Origin of the sequence: Enhygromyxa salina, assembly GCF_002994615.1 — a bacterium.
In the GTDB taxonomy this organism is placed as follows: Bacteria; Myxococcota_A; Polyangia; order Nannocystales; family Nannocystaceae; genus Plesiocystis; species Plesiocystis salina_A.
In genome coordinates, this window is sequence record NZ_PVNK01000091.1 from 1 (window position 1) to 16,554 (window position 16,554).

The following is a 16,554-nucleotide window of genomic DNA, read 5'->3' on the forward strand; positions in this document are numbered from 1 at the left end:
ACGCGTGGGTGCGCCCCCCAGCCCAGACCCTCCGCGAAGCGCTCCGCATCGATCTCGGGTTTGGGGGCGGGGTGATCGGGAGATCGGCGAATCGATCTTGGGTCAGCGTCGTACCATCGCGGCCCGCTCAGCATGGCCAAGCCGAAGAAACGCAGCTCCCTCGTGGACATCTGCCGGAGGGCGGTTTTCATCGCGCGGAGCACCCTGCCTTCGCCAGCCTCCCTCGTGCAGCTCGCGGCCGCGGCCCTCGTGCTCCTCGCCAGCGCCTGCGCGAGCGAGGGCTCGGCGTGCCGCAACAGCGATCAGTGCGGCGGCTCGCTCGAGTGCGCGGGCCCAAACGATCCCCAGGTCTGCGGCATCCCGGCCAACGAGCAGTGCAGCAGCGACGCCGACTGCGACGAGAGCTCGCGCTGCCACGCGGTCGACGACCCCTGCAGCCCCGACGGCGTCGGGTCCGAGTGTCGCCAGCCCTGCACCGAGGGCGGCTGCGGCGAGGGCTTTCGCTGCGCGGCCTCCGGGGCCTGCGAGGTCGTCCCCTGCGACGAAGGCTACGACTGTCCGAGCTACCAGACCTGCGATCCGAGCGTGCCCGAGCAGGGCCCGGTCCACGCGCGGGCCCACGGGTGTGTGGCGATCGACTGCAGCGACGATGCCCAGTGCCCGGCGGGGGGCGCCTGCGTCAACGCGGTCTGCCACGAGGGCCCCGGCAGCTGCGTCGAGCCCCAGCTCGTGCCCTGACCGGCGCTCACTTGTGTTGGGTGTAACGTGAGCTCAACAAGATCACGCGAGGGAAGGTTGGCCAGGGCCGTTCACGGGACCCGCTCGAACCCGTCGAAGAGTTCGGACAGCGGGATGTCGAGCCCGAGGCATAGCTTGCGCAAGGTGTCGAGCGCCATGGACACACGGCCGTTCTCGATCTCCTCGATGGACTCGACCGAGAGATTACAACGGCGAGCGAGGTCGGCGACGCTCAAGTCTCGCTCGTCTCGACACGAGCGGATGTAGAGGCCGAAGAACCGCGCCGACTGTCCCCGACCCAGGGAGCTCTGCGCCAGCGCCGACATGGACATGCCGAGCCCGGCGCATAGCTTCCGCAGCGTGTCGAACTCCGGCGAGAGGTAGCCCTCCTCCAGCCGAACGATCATGTCGAGCACGAGCTCGCAGCGGTCCGCGAGCTGTTCACGTGTTAGCCCCCGTGCCTCACGGCACGCCTGAACGTAGCGACCGAAATGTCCGCGGAGGGGCTCTTCTTCGTCATCGTACACAAACTCCCACACCCGCTCGTGGCGGAGAGAGAACAGGTTCGGCGAGTTCTAGGATGTTGGAATCCTCACTCGCCATGTCGTCGCCTCGCGAAGCAATACGATCAGCCGAGCGACGGCGCGCCGACGTCGGGCCCGAGCGGTCTCCACCGCGATGTCGAACGCGAGCGCGAGCGCGTGCGTGTCCACGTACAAGAGGGACTCACGCTGAAGCTTTGTTAGCCGCGGCATCGCCTGTTCCACCGCCTGCAGCTGCTCGACCTTGTACAGGGTGGACGAGAGCCGCGTCTCGGGGCAGGCCATCGCTCGGAGGATGGCTCGGGCTTCGCCGGTCCTCTTGCGCTCGTGATTGCCATTGTTGTGGTGAAGCTTGAGCGCTTCGAACTTCACGATCCTGTGCAGCCAGCGAGAAAAGCCGCCTGGTGTCTGTTTCTCGTAGCCCGGGAGTTTTTTCATGACGACCATGAGCGAGCGTTGCTTGAGATCGTGCCCATCGACGGGACCAACCTTGGCCTCGCAGATCTGCAAGAGCTTCGCGCTGACGGTCTTCCAAAACGCTCGTTCCACTCGCCCCCCGGTCGAGCCCCGAGCCTCCTCCGCCCGCATGTTCAGCAACAGCTCGTCCAGATCACCGCTCGCCATGGTTTCGATGGTATCAGACAGCGAGGGACGAGGCGTACTCAGCTCGAACATTTGCCTGTTAGAACCATGCACCGAGTCACGGGCAACCTCGCATTCGCGCCTCGAGACCGCTTCAGGCCGGGTCTTGGAGGGACATCACTGGTCTCGTAACCGGCTCGCGCGCTACCGTTGCCCATGTGAGCGGCAGTCAGGACGCACCCGAGACCGAGAAGAAGGCCATGACGACTCGGCGACGGCAATCACCCCTCGACTACTTCGAGGAGTTGCGGGCTGACATTGAGTTCGTCGACACGCTGGAGACCGTCTACGCGTACAAATACCCTGGCGCGTCGCCTCCCGAGCCCGAGTGGCCAGAGATCGGTCACTTCGAAGTGCGTGAGTGGGTTGGACATGGGGGCTATGGGGCGGTCGTCATCGGGCGTGACACGAAGCTCGATCGATTCGTCGCGCTCAAGCTCTGTCCGGCAACCCTGGACCCCGAGGCCGAGCGCAAATTCAGGCGCGAGGTTCAGCTGCTCGCCGCGGTTTCTCATCCAAACATCGTGACCGTGCACGAGATCGGCTGCCATGGCGACGACTTGTTCTGCGCGATGGAGTACATCCGCGGTGTCGACGGGGCATCGTACCTCGGCACGGATGCGAGCGACGCCGAGATCGTCGAGACCTATTGCCGCGCTGGCGAGGGTCTCGCGGCTGCGCACGCGCAAGACATCGTGCATGGCGATTTCAAGCCGTCGAACGTGCTAATCGGCACTGACGGCCGTGTGTGCGTCGCAGATTTTGGGCTCGCGCGTCGGATCGACGAGTCGGACGAAGCTGCAGAGCCCGGCTCGAGCAGCTATCGCGGGGGGACGCTTCCCTACGTCGCCCCCGAGCTGCTCCGCGGAGGCCCACCGTCGCCCGCCTCGGATCAGTGGGCGTTTTGTGTGTCGCTGTGGCTGTCGCTGTTCACTCGGTACCCGTTCGAGGGCGAAGACGAGACGAGCATGCTCGTAGCGACTTCGCTCGGGCCCAAGCCCGCGACTGTCCCGCCTGGCCTGTGCGCTGACGTGCGAGAGATCCTGTGTCGTGGGCTGTCGATCGACCCGGCCGCTCGGTATCCGAGCGTGCGCGCGCTGGTTGATGAGCTGCGACGGCTGTCGACGAACGCCGCGAGTCCGCCCGAGCCTGAGGCCGAGGCTGGGACCGGTCCTGGGTCCGAATCTGAGCGGACCGAGTCTGCACCCAAAGCTGCGCGCGAGGTTGAGACCGAGTCCACCGCCGAGGTCGGCATCAGCAAGGAGCGCGTCGAGGTCGGGCTGATGTCACAACAACTGGTCGAGCGCGCTCGGTTCTTGCGTGTGGGCGCGGTGAGTCTTGGGAGCGCGGCCATGGGAGCGGCGCTGGTGTTGGCAGCTGTCGCGCCGAGGCCTGAGTGGAAGCTCGACGCGCTCGCCGAGGCCGAGTCGGTGAAGGTCGACAAGCGGCAGCTCGGGACGCAGAAGCTCGACGAGGCCAACCTGATCCTCGACAAGGAGGTCGTGACCGAGGCAGACGTGGAGCGGGTGTACGAGCTGTGGCTCGAGAGCCAGCCTCTGATGGTGCCCACCGCACAGACCTTCTTGGCTTCGGAGTCGCTCGACCTGGCTCGACGTGTTGATGGGGTGATGCCGGGTCGAAAGCGTACAGCCTTGATGGCAAGTTACTCGGCCACGAAGTTCCGGGACACGAACAACTGGACACGGGCCGCAGAGGCGGCGTGCGAGGCGGCCAAGTTGGCCTACGCGGCGGGGGACCAAAAGATGGCAGCGGAGCAAGAGCGCAACGCTGCCATGTATGACCCAGAGCGTCGGTGCGAACTCCCGTAGGTAGGGGACTAGTCCTTGAGCAAGCGCTGAGTTGAAGAACTGCTTGATTCAGGGCTAGCACCCCGGGCTGCTAGTCAGCGCAACCGACCGTTCCGTCTTCATTCGTGTAGGGTGACTCGCACCACTGGTAGAGCCCTCCGCAGTCCTCCCCAAAGGCAACTTCGTAGCAGGCTCCACCGAAGCAGCACAGCAGTGAGGTCGCCTGCGGGTCGACTTGAACGCGACGCGGTGGGGCTGCGCAGACACCCGAGTCACAGGCGCTGGGGAAGGGCTGCAGGCACACCACCTGGTTTTCGTTGGACTTTGCGTAGTCGCACCGCCGCTTGACCTGAGTCGTCTGACACTCACCGCGGGTGTTGGTTGGCGTGCAGGAGGCGGAGTCTGGTCCGAGCTCGCAGCAGACCTCGCCCGTCCAGGCCGGGGCGTCTTGATCGGTCCACGTGCAGTACTTCGACAGCATCGTCCCGTTGGCGTCCTCTAGCGGGACGCCGTTGGGGGCCAGGTAGACATCTTCCGTGCACAGATCGGGCACCTCGGGATCCGTCGCCGCTTGCACGGGACCGAGCCAGAGCATGGGCATGGGCGCGAAAATCGTGAGAATCGTCGTGAGGACGGTTGTGGGTTCCATTCCTCTAACCTATCGGCTTCGGCGGGCCCGTCGCCACGGTTCGCCACTCGCTCACGAACCCAGGTCGACGAAGGAGGCTCCCTCGCGCAACGCGAGTACGGCGAGCAGCACCAGCGCCAGGCTCGCCGTGACCAAGCCGAGGGCCCACCCTGGCAGCCCCAGCGCCGAAGCCACGAACATCGTGGTCAACATGAGCACGGTGAAGGGAAGGACGGTCACTCGCCAGTTCTCCCGCCCCCGGTTCCAGACGGCCCCAAACGCAAAGACGGCGACCGAATCGGCCGCCGTCTTGGCACGGGTGAGCTCGGCCGCCGCTACTCGGGCTTGCGGAACTTGAGCGTCATGCGATCGGACTCGCCGATCTCAATGTGCTTGGCCTTGTCCTCGTCGCTCTGCTCGACGCCCCTCTCGGGCCCGGACAGGTTCGGCGGCAGGGTCCAGACGCCGCCGGGGTAGTCCTTGGTGTCCTTCGGGTTGGCGTTGATCTCGGACTTCTCGACGAGCTCGAAGCCGGCCTTTTGCGCGGACTCGATGACCACGGCCTCGGGCAGGTAGCCCTGCTTGGAGGTCTCTTCGGCGTTGGCGCCCTCGGCCGCGCGGTGCTGGACGATGCCGAACACGCCGCCGGGCTTGAGGGCCCGGAACGCGGCGCCGTAGATCTGCTCGGTCTGGCTCCTGTTGTACCAGCCGTGGCTGTTGCGGAAGGTGACGACGAGGTCGACGCTGCCCTCGGGCGCGAGCTCAAAGGCCTCGTCGGCGCTGACCGGGGCGACCGTGATCGTCGGGTTGCCGAAGATCTCGGGCGCAGCCGTGAGCTTGTCCTCGAACTTCTTGGCGTTCTCGCCGTAGCGCTCGTGGTCCGACGGCCAGTTGGTCACGATCAGCGTGCCCTCGTCGCGCAGGTAGGGGCCGAGGATCTCGGTGTACCAGCCGCCGCCGGGCGAGAGCTCGGCGACGGTCATGTCGCGCTCGATGCCGAAGAACTCGAGGGTCTCTTGCGGGTGGCGGGCGGCGTCGCGGGCCGCGTTGTCGCCACGGTGGGCACTGGCGAGCACGCTGGCGAGGTCGGGGAATTCGGGCGCGTCGGCGGTCTCGCTCGGCTCGTCCGTCGGCGTCGCGTCGTCGACGGTGACGGTCTCGTCCTTGTTCTTGTCGCAGGCGAGAGGCGAGAGGCCGAGCCCGAGGCTCAGCGCGGTGGTCATGACCAGGTGGGTCTTCGACATGGCGCGCATCCTACACTAACGTACTCGCGTGAATACCCCTCCAGAGGCGGCGCCGGAGGCGGCGCCGGAGTTCGTGGTCGATCGCGTCGCGGTCGCGTTGATCATCGCGCTCGCCGTGGTCGTGGCGCCGACCGCGATCCTCGCGAGCGCGTGGGTGGTGACCGATGGCTTCGATCTCGCCGCGTCGTCGTGGTTCGCGCTCGTCGTCGCTGCGCTGTCGTGCGGGCTGACGCTGATCGTGCTCCGCGCCGCGCTCGTCGAGCTGCGCGGGGGGCTCGGCGTGCGGATCGACGCGCGCGGGATCAGCAAGGGCAAGGTCGAGATCAGCTGGGCCGAGGTCGAGAGCCTCGAGGCGCCGAGCTTCGGGCTGCTCGACATCCGCGGCGGCGGCAAGCAGCTGCGTGTGCGGACCTACCTGTTCACCGAGCGCAAGCAGCTGCTCGAGCACATCGCCCGCTCGACCGGCAAGCAGGTGCCGGAGATGACGTACAGCTACTGAGCCAGGGCCCGGGGACGAGGCCCGCGCAAATCTGTCGCGGGGCGCCGGGAGTCGGCCGGCGACGCGGGAGACGGCGTCGTGCTAAGCGGTGGGCATGAGCGTCGAAGCGATCATGACCCAGTCCGTGTTCAGCGTGAAGCCGACCGCGACCGTGCGTGAGGCCATTCGGTTGATCGAGGACAGCGACATCCGCCACCTGCCCGTGCTCGAAGACGGTCGGCTGGTCGGCATCGTCAGCGATCGTGACCTGCGTGAGTACCGGATCCCCCTGATGCTGGAGATCGAGCGCTTCGACTCCGAAGATCGCAGCCGCGCCGACGAGATCCTCGACACGGCGATCAGCGAGGTCATGAACAGCGACATCGTCAGCGTCGACAGCAGCGAGAGCATCGACTCGGTGATCGGGGCGATGATCGAGTACAAGGTCGGCGCGGTCCCGGTCGTCGACCAACACAGCGACGAGCTGGTCGGGATCGCCAGCTACGTCGACGTGCTCCGCTACGCCCGCGAGCTGCTGCGCGAGAACGAATAGGCGCCCGGGGTGATCATCGCCCCGATGATCAGCCGGCGACGCCGGCGACGTAGAACAGCTGATGAGCACCAAACCTGGGGCCGCGGGGGGCTCTGGCCAGGTCGTGGTGGGCACGAGCGGGCGACTCGCGGTAGCCTGGGTGACCATGGCCCTCGTTGTCACCTTCGCCGAGATCGACGGTGACGCGCTCGCCCTCGTCGGTGGCAAGGGGGCCAACCTCGCGCGGATGGCCCGGGCCGGGTTCGCGGTCCCGCCGGGCTTTTGCGTGACGACCGAGGCCTTTCGCGCCTTCTTGGTCTCGCCCGGGCTCGACCCGCTCTTCGCCGCCCTCGACGAGCTCGACGTCGACGACGCCGCGGGCCTGCGCGAGGCGGGCAGCTCGATGCGCGAGCACCTCCTCGGCCTGCCGATCCCGAGCCCGGTCGAGGCGGCGATCGAGGCGGCGTGGACCGAGCTCGGACCGGAGCACGCCTACGCCGTGCGCTCGAGCGCGACCGCCGAGGATCTGCCGAGCGCGTCCTTCGCTGGCCAGCAAGACACCTACCTCAACGTGATCGGGCGGGCGCAGCTGCTCGACCGGGTCCGCGCGTGCTGGGCCTCGCTGTTCACCGATCGCGCGATCAGCTATCGGGCCCGGGCGGGCTTCGATCACCGCAAGGTCCTGCTCAGCGTCGTCGTCCAGCGGATGGCGAGGCCGGACTCGGCCGGGGTCATGTTCACCGCCGATCCCGTCGACGGGCGGCGGCAGCTGATCTCGATCGACGCGGCCTTTGGCCTCGGCGAGGCCCTGGTCTCGGGCCAGGTCAACCCCGATCACTATCGCGTCGACAAGCGCGGGCCGCGGATCCTCGACCGCCAGACCGCAGACAAGCGCGTCGCGATCGTGGCGATCCCGGCGAGCGAGGGTGGGGGGACCGAGCGGGTCGAGCTCGACGCGGCGCGGCGCGAGGCCGAGGTCCTGAGCGACGCGCAGATCCTCGAGCTCGCGGGCCTCGGCGTCGCGCTCGAGGATCACTTTGGCGGGCCGCAGGACGTCGAGTGGTGCTTCGAGGGGGACGCGTTGCTGGTCACGCAGACCCGGCCGATCACGACCTTGTTTCCGATCCCCGAGCCGTCGACGCCCGACCCGGGCCTGCGGGTGTTCCTCTCGTTTGGCCACGCGCAGGTCATGACCGACGCGCTCGCGCCCTTCGCCCACGGCGTGATTCGGCGCTTCTTCCCCTTCGGCCGCGACGCTCGCGGGGTCTCGTCGGTCATGCCCTCGGCCGGGGGCCGGCTGTTCATCGATCCGAGTGACTTGCTGCGCCTGCCCTGGTTCGCGCGGCGCCTGCCGAAGGCCCTGACGATCGTCGACCTCCGGACCGCGGCGGCGCTCGGGGCCGTGGTCGAGCGGGCCGAGTTTCGCCGCGGCGCGCGGCGTGTGAGTCGGGCGCGGATCGGGGCCACGGTCGCCTACCTCGCGGCCCGCGTCGTCCCGCGGGTGGTCTGGCGGTTGTGCTTCGCCCGGACGCAGACCGTCGTCTCGCGCACGCGGGAGCTCCTCGATGCTCAGTACGCGCAGCTGGAGCGGGACTGCGCGGCCCTGCCCGACGAGGCGGCTCGCCTCCGCGCGAGCGTCGAGGTCCTCGCGCAGCTGTTCGAGCGGGTGTTCTTGCGGATCGTCCCCTCGGTCATGGCCGCGGGGATCGGGGGCGTGCTGGTCCGCAAGCTGATCGGCGATCGCGTCGACCCCGACGACCTCGAGGCCCTGCGCCGGGGGCTGCGGGGCAACATCACCACGCAGATGGACCTCGAGCTCGGTGACCTCGCCGACCTCGCCCGAGCCTCGCCCGAGCTGGTCGAGCACCTGCGCACGAGCGCCACGCTGTCGCTCGAGGCGCTCGCCGAGCTCCCCGGCGCAAAGCCGCTGCTCGACGGCCTCGATCGCTTCCTCGCCGAGTACGGCATGCGCGGGGCCGCGGAGATCGACGTCACCCGCCCGCGCTGGCGCGACGACCCGAGCCTGCTGTTGCAGGTCCTGCGCGGCAACCTCAGCCGCGAGGCGCAGGGCTCCCACCGCGAGCAGCACGAGGGCATGATCCGAGCGGGTGACGCCGCGCTCGAGCGGATCGTCGCCGCGGCCCCGTGGCTGCGCCGTGGGCTGGTCCGTCGCTTCGCCACCGTCCACCGCGACCTCGCGGCCCTGCGCGAGCACCCCAAGTTCCAGATCATCCGCCACTTTTGGGTCTTGCACCGGGCTGCGCTCGACTATGGCGCGCGCCTCGTCGAGGCTGGCGAGCTCGACGAGGCCGCGGACATCTGGATGCTCGAGGTCGACGAGGTCCTCGCCCACATCGACGGCGAGCGCGTGGATCTGCGCGAGCGGGTCGCCGCCCGCCGACTCGAGTGGTCCCACTACGCGGGCCTGGCTCCGCCGCGGGTCATCACGAGCGAGGGCGAGATCGTCCGGGGCGAGCTCGGTAACGACGCCGCGCCCCCGGGCGCGCTGATCGGCACGGGGGTGTCTGCCGGGGTCGTCGAGGGGCTCGCGCGGGTCGTCCACGATCCGAGCAGCGCGGTGCTCCACGCGGGCGAGATCCTGGTCGCGCCGTTCACAGATCCGGGCTGGACGCCGCTGTTCATCAACGCCGCCGGGCTGGTGATGGAGGTCGGCGGGATGATGACCCACGGGTCCGTGGTCGCGCGCGAGTATGGGATCCCGGCGGTCGTGTCGGTCGACGGGGCGACGACGCGGATCCGGACCGGTCAGCGCCTGGTGGTCGATGGCACGCGGGGCTTCGTGACTGTCCTTGAGCCGGGCAGCGATCCCGAGTCGGGCTGAACACATGTGATCCCGGCTGCGCCGAGTTCGTCGATTGATTGGGGGTCGGGCCGCGAGCCGATATGCTCGTGGCATGGATGGCGGGCAGGAACGTCGCACTCACCCCCGCGTCGAGCTGCGCTCGGTCGGGACCATCGACATGGGGGACCACGTGCGCCCGTGCCAGACGATCGACCTGTCGACGACCGGGCTCGCGCTGGTGACGCCGATTCGGGCGCCGCTGCGGGTGATCCGGGTTCGCTTTCAGCTCGGCAGTCGCGAGGCCGCGTGGACCGAGGTCGAGGCCTCGGTCGTGCGCAGCTACGAGTGGGGCGACGGGCAGAACCATGTTTGGGCGCTGCGGCTGCAGCCGATGGACCTGGGCACCCGCACCCGCGTGCGTGGCTTCCTCGCCGCCCAACAGCGCAATTGATCTGGCCCGGGCGTCGGTGATACGCCCGCTGGGTGAGCGCACCCGACAATCACGTCCTCGATCAAGACGAGCTCCGTGCGGCCCTCGAGCGCCTGGATGGCTGGACCCTCGAGGGTGATCGTCTGCGCAAGCGCTTCGAGCTCGCGGACTTTCGGGCCGCGATCGCGTTCATGGTTCGGGTCGCGTTCGACGCGGAGCGCCTGGGCCACCACCCGAACTGGTCGAACGTGTACAAGACCGTGGACGTGGAGATCTGGTCTCACGACCTCGGCGGGGTCTCGGCGCTGTGCGTCGAGCTCGCCCAAGCGATGGATGACGCGGCTGCTAGCAGTCGCTGACGCTCACAGGCAGTCGACGTCGCCGTCTTCGCAGGCGAGGACCACGAAGGTGTACGCGCCGCCTTGCTCGACGCCCTGGCCGTTGACGAAGGTGTCGAGCGCGAAATAGTAGGTCCCGGGCGCGAGGGTGGTCTCGATCATGCGGTCGCCCCGGGCGATGCAGCCGGCCTCGCTGGCGCTGTCGTCGAGCAGGTGAAGGTCGACGTCGACGCCCTCACGGTCGAGGACCATCGCCCGGATCGCCGTGAGCTCGGCCAGCTCGACGCGATAGATGTTCTCGGGCCCGGTCTCGTCGGCCAGGGCCTCGCAGCCCGAGTACACGTCGAGCATCAGGCTCGGGGCATCGACGGTGCTGTTGGTGTCGGCGAAGGGCAGGGCCGGGATCTCGAGGGGGTCGTCGATGTCGCCGAGGCCCTCGAGCTGGAGGGTGGGCTCGTCGAGGGTGTCGTCGGCGAGCAGCGATCGGCGGGCGCGATCGAGGCCCTCGAGCGCGATCAGGTTGCGGACGTTGTAGCCGTGGGTCAGGCCCTCGGGGCTGAGGATGCATGGGCCGCCGTTGAAGCCCTCGAGGTGAATGCCGTCGCCGGAGATGCCGTAGCCGGGCAGAGGCTCGAGCGCGTGGCGCAGATCGATGAAGGGGATCGTCCGGGCCTGGGCGAGGCCGCGGGCGACGGCGTTGTAGGTCTGAACCCACAGATCCGCGGCCTCGAGGTCGAGGCGGCGCGAGATCCCGAACACGATCGGGACGACGCCCGCGTTGATCAGGAGGTCGAGCAGGTCGCTCATGTTGGCGTAGTAGGCCGGCATCGCCGAGGCGTAGGTGATGCCCTGCTGCATGTCGTTGGTCCCGTAGTGGACCAGCGCGAGGCTCGGGCCCTCGGGGTGGATCGCGGCGCGCTCTTGATCGACCGGGGACGGCGCGCCCTCGATCGCCCAGCCGGCCGTGCGACCCGACTCGGCCGCGAGGGTGTCGCGGTCGAAGGGGGTGGTGTCGCCGGCCTGACCGAGCAAGAAGTGGTCGAGGGTCGGGCCGAGGGTCTGCTCGTGGATGTCGAGCTCGGCCATGCCGTCGGCGAAGCAGTAGAGGGTGCTCGGGCTGACCGTGCTCGACGCGCCGATCTTCATGAACACGTCCTCGGGCGCGGTCGGGGCGAGGGCGCGGATCGAGGCGAGGTTGTCGCGCGCGTAGACGTTGATCGGGGAGTGCACGCGAGCGTCGGGGTACAGCGGCGGGCCGTAGACCTCGCCGTCGCCGTCGCCGTCACCCGAGTCGCCGTCGCCGTCGCCGTCGCCCGAGTCGCCGTCACCCGAGTCGCCGTCGCCGTCGCCCGAGTCGCCGGGCACATCCGGGAGCTCGTCGGTCTCGTCGTCGAGGGTTCCTGCGCTGTCCGAGGTGTCGAGGCCGCTGTCGAGCGTGCGCGGGTCGTCGGGGCCGGCGCACCCGAGCGCGAGCACGAGCCAACATGCGTGACGCTTCACAGGTTGCACGATACGACCACGCAGGCCGGGGTTCCAAGCTGCGCGCGTGCGCGGGCGAGGTTGTTGCCTGGGCGCGGGTTCGGGCCCGGCGGGTGCTTGCGCGCGGGTGCCTTCATGCTAGCTTGGCGAACGCCGAATTTCCGGCGACGAAGCGTGGCGAAATTGTAGCTCCTTCACTCCCATGGGTTGCCCCCTCATGCCGCGTAGCAACCGGCGTGCCTGGGTACAAACACAGCGACGCGGCTCCGGTCGCGCTGTTGAGGAGTTGAGCCTCGGCCCCACCGGCCTGGGTTCGTGAGGTATTGGAGACAGTGACATGCAACGCCACAAATATCCCCGTACGCGCCACCTGCCGTGGTCGCCGGGGGCCACCCGCGATGATCTGATCGCCGACGGCGTCGACGCCTTCGTCGGCCAGCGGGTCATCGTGACCGAGAAGATGGATGGGGAGAACACCACCTTCTATCGGGATCACACCCACGCGCGCTCGATCGACAGTCGGCACCATCCTTCGCGCGACTGGATCAAGGGGCTCCACGGGCGCGTGGCCCACCTGATCCCCGAGGGCTGGCGGATCTGCGGTGAGAACCTCTACGCCCGGCACTCGCTCTCCTACGAGGCGCTGCCGAGCTACTTCATGCTGTTCTCGGTCTGGGACGCCGACAACCGCTGCCTCGACTGGGACAGCACCCTCGGCTGGGCCAAGACCCTCGGGGTCGAGACGGTGCCAACCCTCTACGACGGGGTCTTCGCCCGCGCATGGTTCGAGGACCTGCGCCTCGACCTCGCCAAGACCGAGGGCTACGTGGTCCGTCGGGCGTCGGGCTTCGCCTACGCGGAGTTTGGCCAGCACGTGGCCAAGTGGGTCCGCAGCAACCACGTTCAGACCGACCAGCACTGGATGAGCCAGGCGGTCGTACCCAACAAGCTGGCCAGGTCATGAACGCTGGCCGCGCGCTGATCGAGGCCATCGAGGGCGGCGCCACGCCCTCGGTGGCCGCCTTCGTGGATGCCCTCGCGGACACGATCCCCGCGCTCGCGGAGCTCGAGGGCACCCCCCAAGATCCCGGCTGGCACGCCGAGGGCGACGTCCTGATCCACACGGGCATGGTCCTCGACGCGCTCTACGAGCTGCTGGCGACCCGGGCGACGCATCTGGACGGCGAGCGTCGGACCGCCCTGATCCTGGCCGCGGCGCTCCACGACATCGCCAAGCCGGCGACCACCCGCGAGATGGAGATCCGCGGCGTGACGCGGATCGCCGCCCCGCGCCACGAGCTTCAAGGCCGGTCGCTGCTCGTGCCCCAGCTGATGGCCCTGGGTCTGAGCTGGCCGCTCGTCGAGCTGTGCCTCGACCTGGTCGGGTACCACGTCGCGCCCAAGTTCTTGGTCGTCAAGGGTCGTGAGCGGGGGGGCTACCTGCGCCTCGCGCAGGCCGCCGACCCCGAGCTGCTCTACTGGCTCGAGCTCGCCGACATGCTCGGGCGGCGCTGCGAGGACCGGGCCCAGCAGGTCGAGAACATCGAGATGTTTGGCCTGTTCGCCCGGGACTACGGCGCGTGGCGGCGCTTTGGCGACGAGGCCCCAAGCTGGCGGGCGATGTACCGCGACGCCCTCGACGAGCTGCCTCCGGCGACCCGCGACGTCAGCTACGCCCAGTTCGTCGCCGACTTGTGCGAAGGTCGGATCACCCAGCCCGAGGAGGGCCTCGCCCGCAGCTACCGCTACCGCGAGCCCTTCCCCGAGGTCGTGGTCACCGTCGGGCCGAGCGGCGCGGGCAAGTCGAGCTGGATCCGCCGCCACCTCGGCGACCACACCTGCATCAGCCTCGATGACATCCGCGCCGAGCTCGGCGGCCGCGCCGACCAGTCGAACAACGCGAAGGTCCGCCAGATCGCCCGCGAGCGCCTGCGCGAGGGGCTGCGCCGCAAGGCCAAGCTCGTGTGGGACGCGACCAGCTTGCGTCGGGACTTCCGCGACGCCGTCACCAACATCGCCCGGGACTACGGCGCGCTCGTGACCCTCGTCGCGTTTCCTCGGTCCGCTCGGGAGTACCAGCGCCGCAACCTCGACCGGGCCACCCCGGTGCCCGCGGCGGTGGTCCGGGGCCAGCTCGCGAGCATGCAGTGGCCCGAGCTCGTCGAGGCCCACCGCCACCTGGTGATCGGGGCCGCGGGCGAACCCCTGGCCTACTACGGGGGGCTCGACCCGACCCTGCCTTACGGCCTCGAGGCCACGGCTCAGACCCTGCGGGAGCCAGGCGCATGACGATCTTGGCCAATTCGTTTGTTCCCCGTGAGAGGGGCTCCGAGTCTCGGACCAGATTTCGGGTGTGCGCTACGAGTTTTTTGGATCGGAACGAGACGCACCACGCACATCCGTCAGCGATGAGTCTCCAACTGATCCACAAGCTCACTTTCGCTCGAACCCAGATCCTGATCCTCGGCTCGATCTCGCTCGGCCTCACCGCGTGCCCGACGTCGACGCCCTCGACCGGGAGCAACAGCACCGACACCAGCACCTCGACGACCGGCGACGGCGACGGCGACGGCGATGGCGATGGCGACGGCGACCCGGGCGACGGCGACGGCGACCCGGGCAACGGCGACGGCGACGGCGATCCCAACGACTTGTGCGGCAATGGGGTCGTCGACCCGGGTGAGCAGTGCGACGATGGCGACGACGACAACTTCGATAGCTGCACCGAGCTGTGCCAGCCGCCGACCTGCGACGACGGGATCTTTAGCACCGGAGAGACCGACCTCGACTGCGGGGGCATCTGCGAAGAGGTCTGCCTCGACGGTCAGATGTGCAACCAACCCGACGACTGTGTGTCTGGCTGCGCCGACGGGACTTGCGTGACCGCGCAAAGCTGCGCCGATCTCCAGGCCAGGGTGCCAGGCCTCGGCTCCTTCAACTACACGATCGACCCCGACGGCGACGGGGGCCCGATCGAGCCCTCGATGGTGTGGTGCGTGCTCGACCCCATGTACGACGGCGGCGGCTGGACCCTGGTGCTGATCTCGGCCGACGACGGCGTCGACACCTGGACCTGGAACAACCGTGAGATGCTGACGACCGACACGACCCCGGTCGGCTCGATCCCCGGACCCAACGGCGAGGACTACAAACACAGCGCCTACCACCAGCTGCCGTTCACCGACCTGTTGTTCCGCCACACCCCCTCCGGCTACTGGGCCGCCTACAACGGCGTCGGCGACGGCAGCACCGACATCGGCATGTTCATGGACGGGCTGCCCTCGCCGGAGTGCAACGAGGACGCCGGCTACGCCATGTCTGCGGGCACTCTCGCGGCCAGCGGTGAGCTGTGCTCGACCGACCTGTATTTTCACTGCGGTGATCGTGATGGCTACACGCCCGAGCAGTGCGAGGCGAAGGTCGGCCCGGTGATGCGGTCGACCTATGGCCCATGCTGGAGTCGGCAGGGCAACCAGGGCTGCCCCCTCGACGACTCGTCGGGAGCCGGGCTTGGGCCAACCGAGGACCCGAATTACTTCGACCTCGAGGTCAACTCCCTCGGCTTCGGCTTCGTCATCGGTGAGAACCCGATCACGGGCGCCGGTGACAAGGCGACCTACTTCGAAGTGCTGGTCCGCTGAAGGCGGTCGCGCTGCCGGGGTCGAACGCGGACCGAGGCAGGCCTCGAACGCTGCGACCGGTCGCGGTCGCGGCGTTCAGGCGGCGAAAGGCGGCGGCCGCCACACGCTGCCGGGGATCATCAGCTCCCCTCGCGCCAACAGCCGCGCCGTGCGGATCAACCCGACCGCCCGCAGCTCGGGCCCCGCCGCGGTTTGAGCGTAGTCCACGGTCAGATCAATCTGCCCGGAGGGATGCTCGATCCCAACCACCGCGGGCGCCTTGGCGGGCAGCGTAGCGAGGCCCTCGGCGACGGTGCCCGGCGTGAACAGACACGCGGCGAGGCAGGCCGAGCCGGTCACCGCCATGCTCGGATGGCAGGTCCAGGGCATGAAGTAGCGGACCGCCACGGCGCCGCCCCGGCGCGCGGGCGCGAGCAGAGCAAACTTCGGGGTCACGGAGCTGCTGACCTCGCCGAGGCCCATGCGCTCGCCGGCCGCGACGCGGATCGGCTCCATCCGCGCGAAGAACTCGCGGTTGGCGTCGAGCGCTTCACAGGACTCGTAGCCCGTCAGGCCAAAGTCGCTGGCGCGGGCGATCGCCATGGGCACGGCCGCGTCGATGCAGGAGATCTCGATTCCATCAATGGTGTCGCGCGCGGAGCCGGTCGGGAGCAACGCACCGCTGACGCTGCTCATCGCGTGCATGAAGGTGAGCGAGACCGAGGCCGCGGTCCCGGGGACCCCGTCGATCGCGGTCTGGCCCTCGTAGTCCGGCACGCCGCCGGGGGTCTGGATGACCGCGTGGACCAGCGCGCCCGTGTTGACGGCGTGGATCCGGACCCGCGTGTGGGGGTCTTGGGCGACGCACAGGCCGAGCTCGACGGCCGCGTTGGCGACCCCGGACAGCATGTTGCCGCAGGTCGGCTTGTAGTCGACGAGCGGCTCCTCGACGGCGACCTGGGCGAAGAAGTAGTCGATGTCCGCGTCGTCGCGGGTCGAAGGTGAGAGCATCACGACCTTGGTCGTGACCGCCGAGCCGCCGCCAATCCCGTCGATGTTGATCGGGTGCCCGGCGCCGACGGCCGCGATCAGGACCCGGGTCAGGGTGTCGAGATCCTCGGGCAGATCCGCGCGCCGAAGGTACGCGCCGCGCGAGGTCCCGCCGCGCATGAACAAAAATGGGATCGCGGTCTGCTGCATGTCGCCTCCACCTCGAAGGTGGCTCGAGGGCGGAGCGGGTCGATCGTATCGGAGCTCTGCGCGCGTGAACAG

The 16,554-nt window shown here is 68.9% G+C and carries 17 protein-coding genes; 10 read left to right on the plus strand and 7 right to left on the minus strand.

From position 1 onward, the window contains the following. The first annotated feature begins 225 nt into the window (after positions 1-225). Positions 226-738, plus strand: a complete 513-nt coding sequence (locus ENSA5_RS08380) for a hypothetical protein (RefSeq protein WP_106391109.1) — start codon at positions 226-228, stop codon at positions 736-738. Between the two features lie 71 nt (positions 739-809). Here ENSA5_RS08380 and ENSA5_RS08385 read toward each other — a convergent pair whose 3' ends face one another. Both ENSA5_RS08385 and ENSA5_RS08390 read right to left on the minus strand, forming a co-directional pair. Continuing rightward, positions 810-1,277, minus strand: coding sequence for a helix-turn-helix domain-containing protein (locus tag ENSA5_RS08385; protein ID WP_106391110.1), 468 nt, complete (start codon positions 1,275-1,277; stop codon positions 810-812). 36 nt (positions 1,278-1,313) lie between these two features. Continuing rightward, positions 1,314-1,955, minus strand: coding sequence for an RNA polymerase sigma factor (locus ENSA5_RS08390; protein ID WP_146155473.1), 642 nt, complete (start codon positions 1,953-1,955; stop codon positions 1,314-1,316). Positions 1,956-2,080: 125 nt separating this feature from the next. Between ENSA5_RS08390 and ENSA5_RS08395 the strand changes: the two genes are divergently transcribed. Beyond that, entirely contained in the window at positions 2,081-3,751 is a 1,671-nt protein-coding gene (locus tag ENSA5_RS08395; protein ID WP_106391112.1) for a serine/threonine-protein kinase, read from the plus strand. 70 nt (positions 3,752-3,821) lie between these two features. Here ENSA5_RS08395 and ENSA5_RS08400 read toward each other — a convergent pair whose 3' ends face one another. The 3 genes from ENSA5_RS08400 to ENSA5_RS08405 form a co-directional block, all read right to left on the minus strand. After that, positions 3,822-4,331: a hypothetical protein gene (locus ENSA5_RS08400; protein ID WP_106391113.1), complete on the minus strand. Its 510-nt coding sequence runs from the start codon at positions 4,329-4,331 to the stop codon at positions 3,822-3,824. 99 nt (positions 4,332-4,430) lie between these two features. Beyond that, entirely contained in the window at positions 4,431-4,598 is a 168-nt protein-coding gene (locus ENSA5_RS37260) for a hypothetical protein (RefSeq protein WP_181197521.1), read from the minus strand. Positions 4,599-4,693: 95 nt separating this feature from the next. Next, positions 4,694-5,602: a class I SAM-dependent methyltransferase gene (locus ENSA5_RS08405; protein ID WP_258182794.1), complete on the minus strand. Its 909-nt coding sequence runs from the start codon at positions 5,600-5,602 to the stop codon at positions 4,694-4,696. A 28-nt stretch (positions 5,603-5,630) separates the two neighbouring features. Here ENSA5_RS08405 and ENSA5_RS08410 point away from each other — a divergent pair, with 28 nt between their 5' ends. From ENSA5_RS08410 to ENSA5_RS08430, 5 genes are all read left to right on the plus strand, one after another. Beyond that, entirely contained in the window at positions 5,631-6,101 is a 471-nt protein-coding gene (locus ENSA5_RS08410) for a hypothetical protein (protein WP_106391115.1), read from the plus strand. Between the two features lie 94 nt (positions 6,102-6,195). Further along, entirely contained in the window at positions 6,196-6,633 is a 438-nt protein-coding gene (locus ENSA5_RS08415; protein WP_106391116.1) for a CBS domain-containing protein, read from the plus strand. 145 nt (positions 6,634-6,778) lie between these two features. Beyond that, positions 6,779-9,454, plus strand: coding sequence for a phosphoenolpyruvate synthase (locus ENSA5_RS08420; protein WP_181197522.1), 2,676 nt, complete (start codon positions 6,779-6,781; stop codon positions 9,452-9,454). Positions 9,455-9,527: 73 nt separating this feature from the next. After that, positions 9,528-9,866: a PilZ domain-containing protein gene (locus ENSA5_RS08425; RefSeq protein ID WP_106391118.1), complete on the plus strand. Its 339-nt coding sequence runs from the start codon at positions 9,528-9,530 to the stop codon at positions 9,864-9,866. A gap of 32 nt (positions 9,867-9,898) precedes the next feature. Beyond that, positions 9,899-10,204: a 4a-hydroxytetrahydrobiopterin dehydratase gene (locus ENSA5_RS08430; protein ID WP_106391119.1), complete on the plus strand. Its 306-nt coding sequence runs from the start codon at positions 9,899-9,901 to the stop codon at positions 10,202-10,204. A 3-nt stretch (positions 10,205-10,207) separates the two neighbouring features. Here the strand turns inward: ENSA5_RS08430 and ENSA5_RS08435 are convergent, their stop codons facing one another. Continuing rightward, entirely contained in the window at positions 10,208-11,683 is a 1,476-nt protein-coding gene (locus tag ENSA5_RS08435; protein ID WP_146155474.1) for an SGNH/GDSL hydrolase family protein, read from the minus strand. 316 nt (positions 11,684-11,999) lie between these two features. Here ENSA5_RS08435 and ENSA5_RS08440 point away from each other — a divergent pair, with 316 nt between their 5' ends. From ENSA5_RS08440 to ENSA5_RS08455, 3 genes are all read left to right on the plus strand, one after another. Beyond that, a complete protein-coding gene (locus ENSA5_RS08440; protein WP_106391121.1) occupies positions 12,000-12,626 on the plus strand; it encodes an RNA ligase family protein in 627 nt (208 codons plus the stop codon). Next, on the plus strand, positions 12,623-13,951 hold the full coding sequence (locus tag ENSA5_RS08445) for an AAA family ATPase (RefSeq protein WP_106391122.1): 1,329 nt from the start codon (positions 12,623-12,625) through the stop codon (positions 13,949-13,951). The genes ENSA5_RS08440 and ENSA5_RS08445 overlap by 4 nt, the downstream gene beginning before the upstream one ends. 119 nt (positions 13,952-14,070) lie before the next feature. Continuing rightward, complete coding sequence (locus ENSA5_RS08455; RefSeq protein ID WP_181197523.1) at positions 14,071-15,303, plus strand: fibrinogen-like YCDxxxxGGGW domain-containing protein; 1,233 nt, start codon at positions 14,071-14,073, stop codon at positions 15,301-15,303. Positions 15,304-15,378: 75 nt separating this feature from the next. On the opposite strand, the gene ENSA5_RS08460 is transcribed toward ENSA5_RS08455, so the two are convergent. After that, positions 15,379-16,482, minus strand: a complete 1,104-nt coding sequence (locus ENSA5_RS08460; RefSeq protein ID WP_106391125.1) for a 4-oxalomesaconate tautomerase — start codon at positions 16,480-16,482, stop codon at positions 15,379-15,381. Positions 16,483-16,554: the final 72 nt, after the last annotated feature.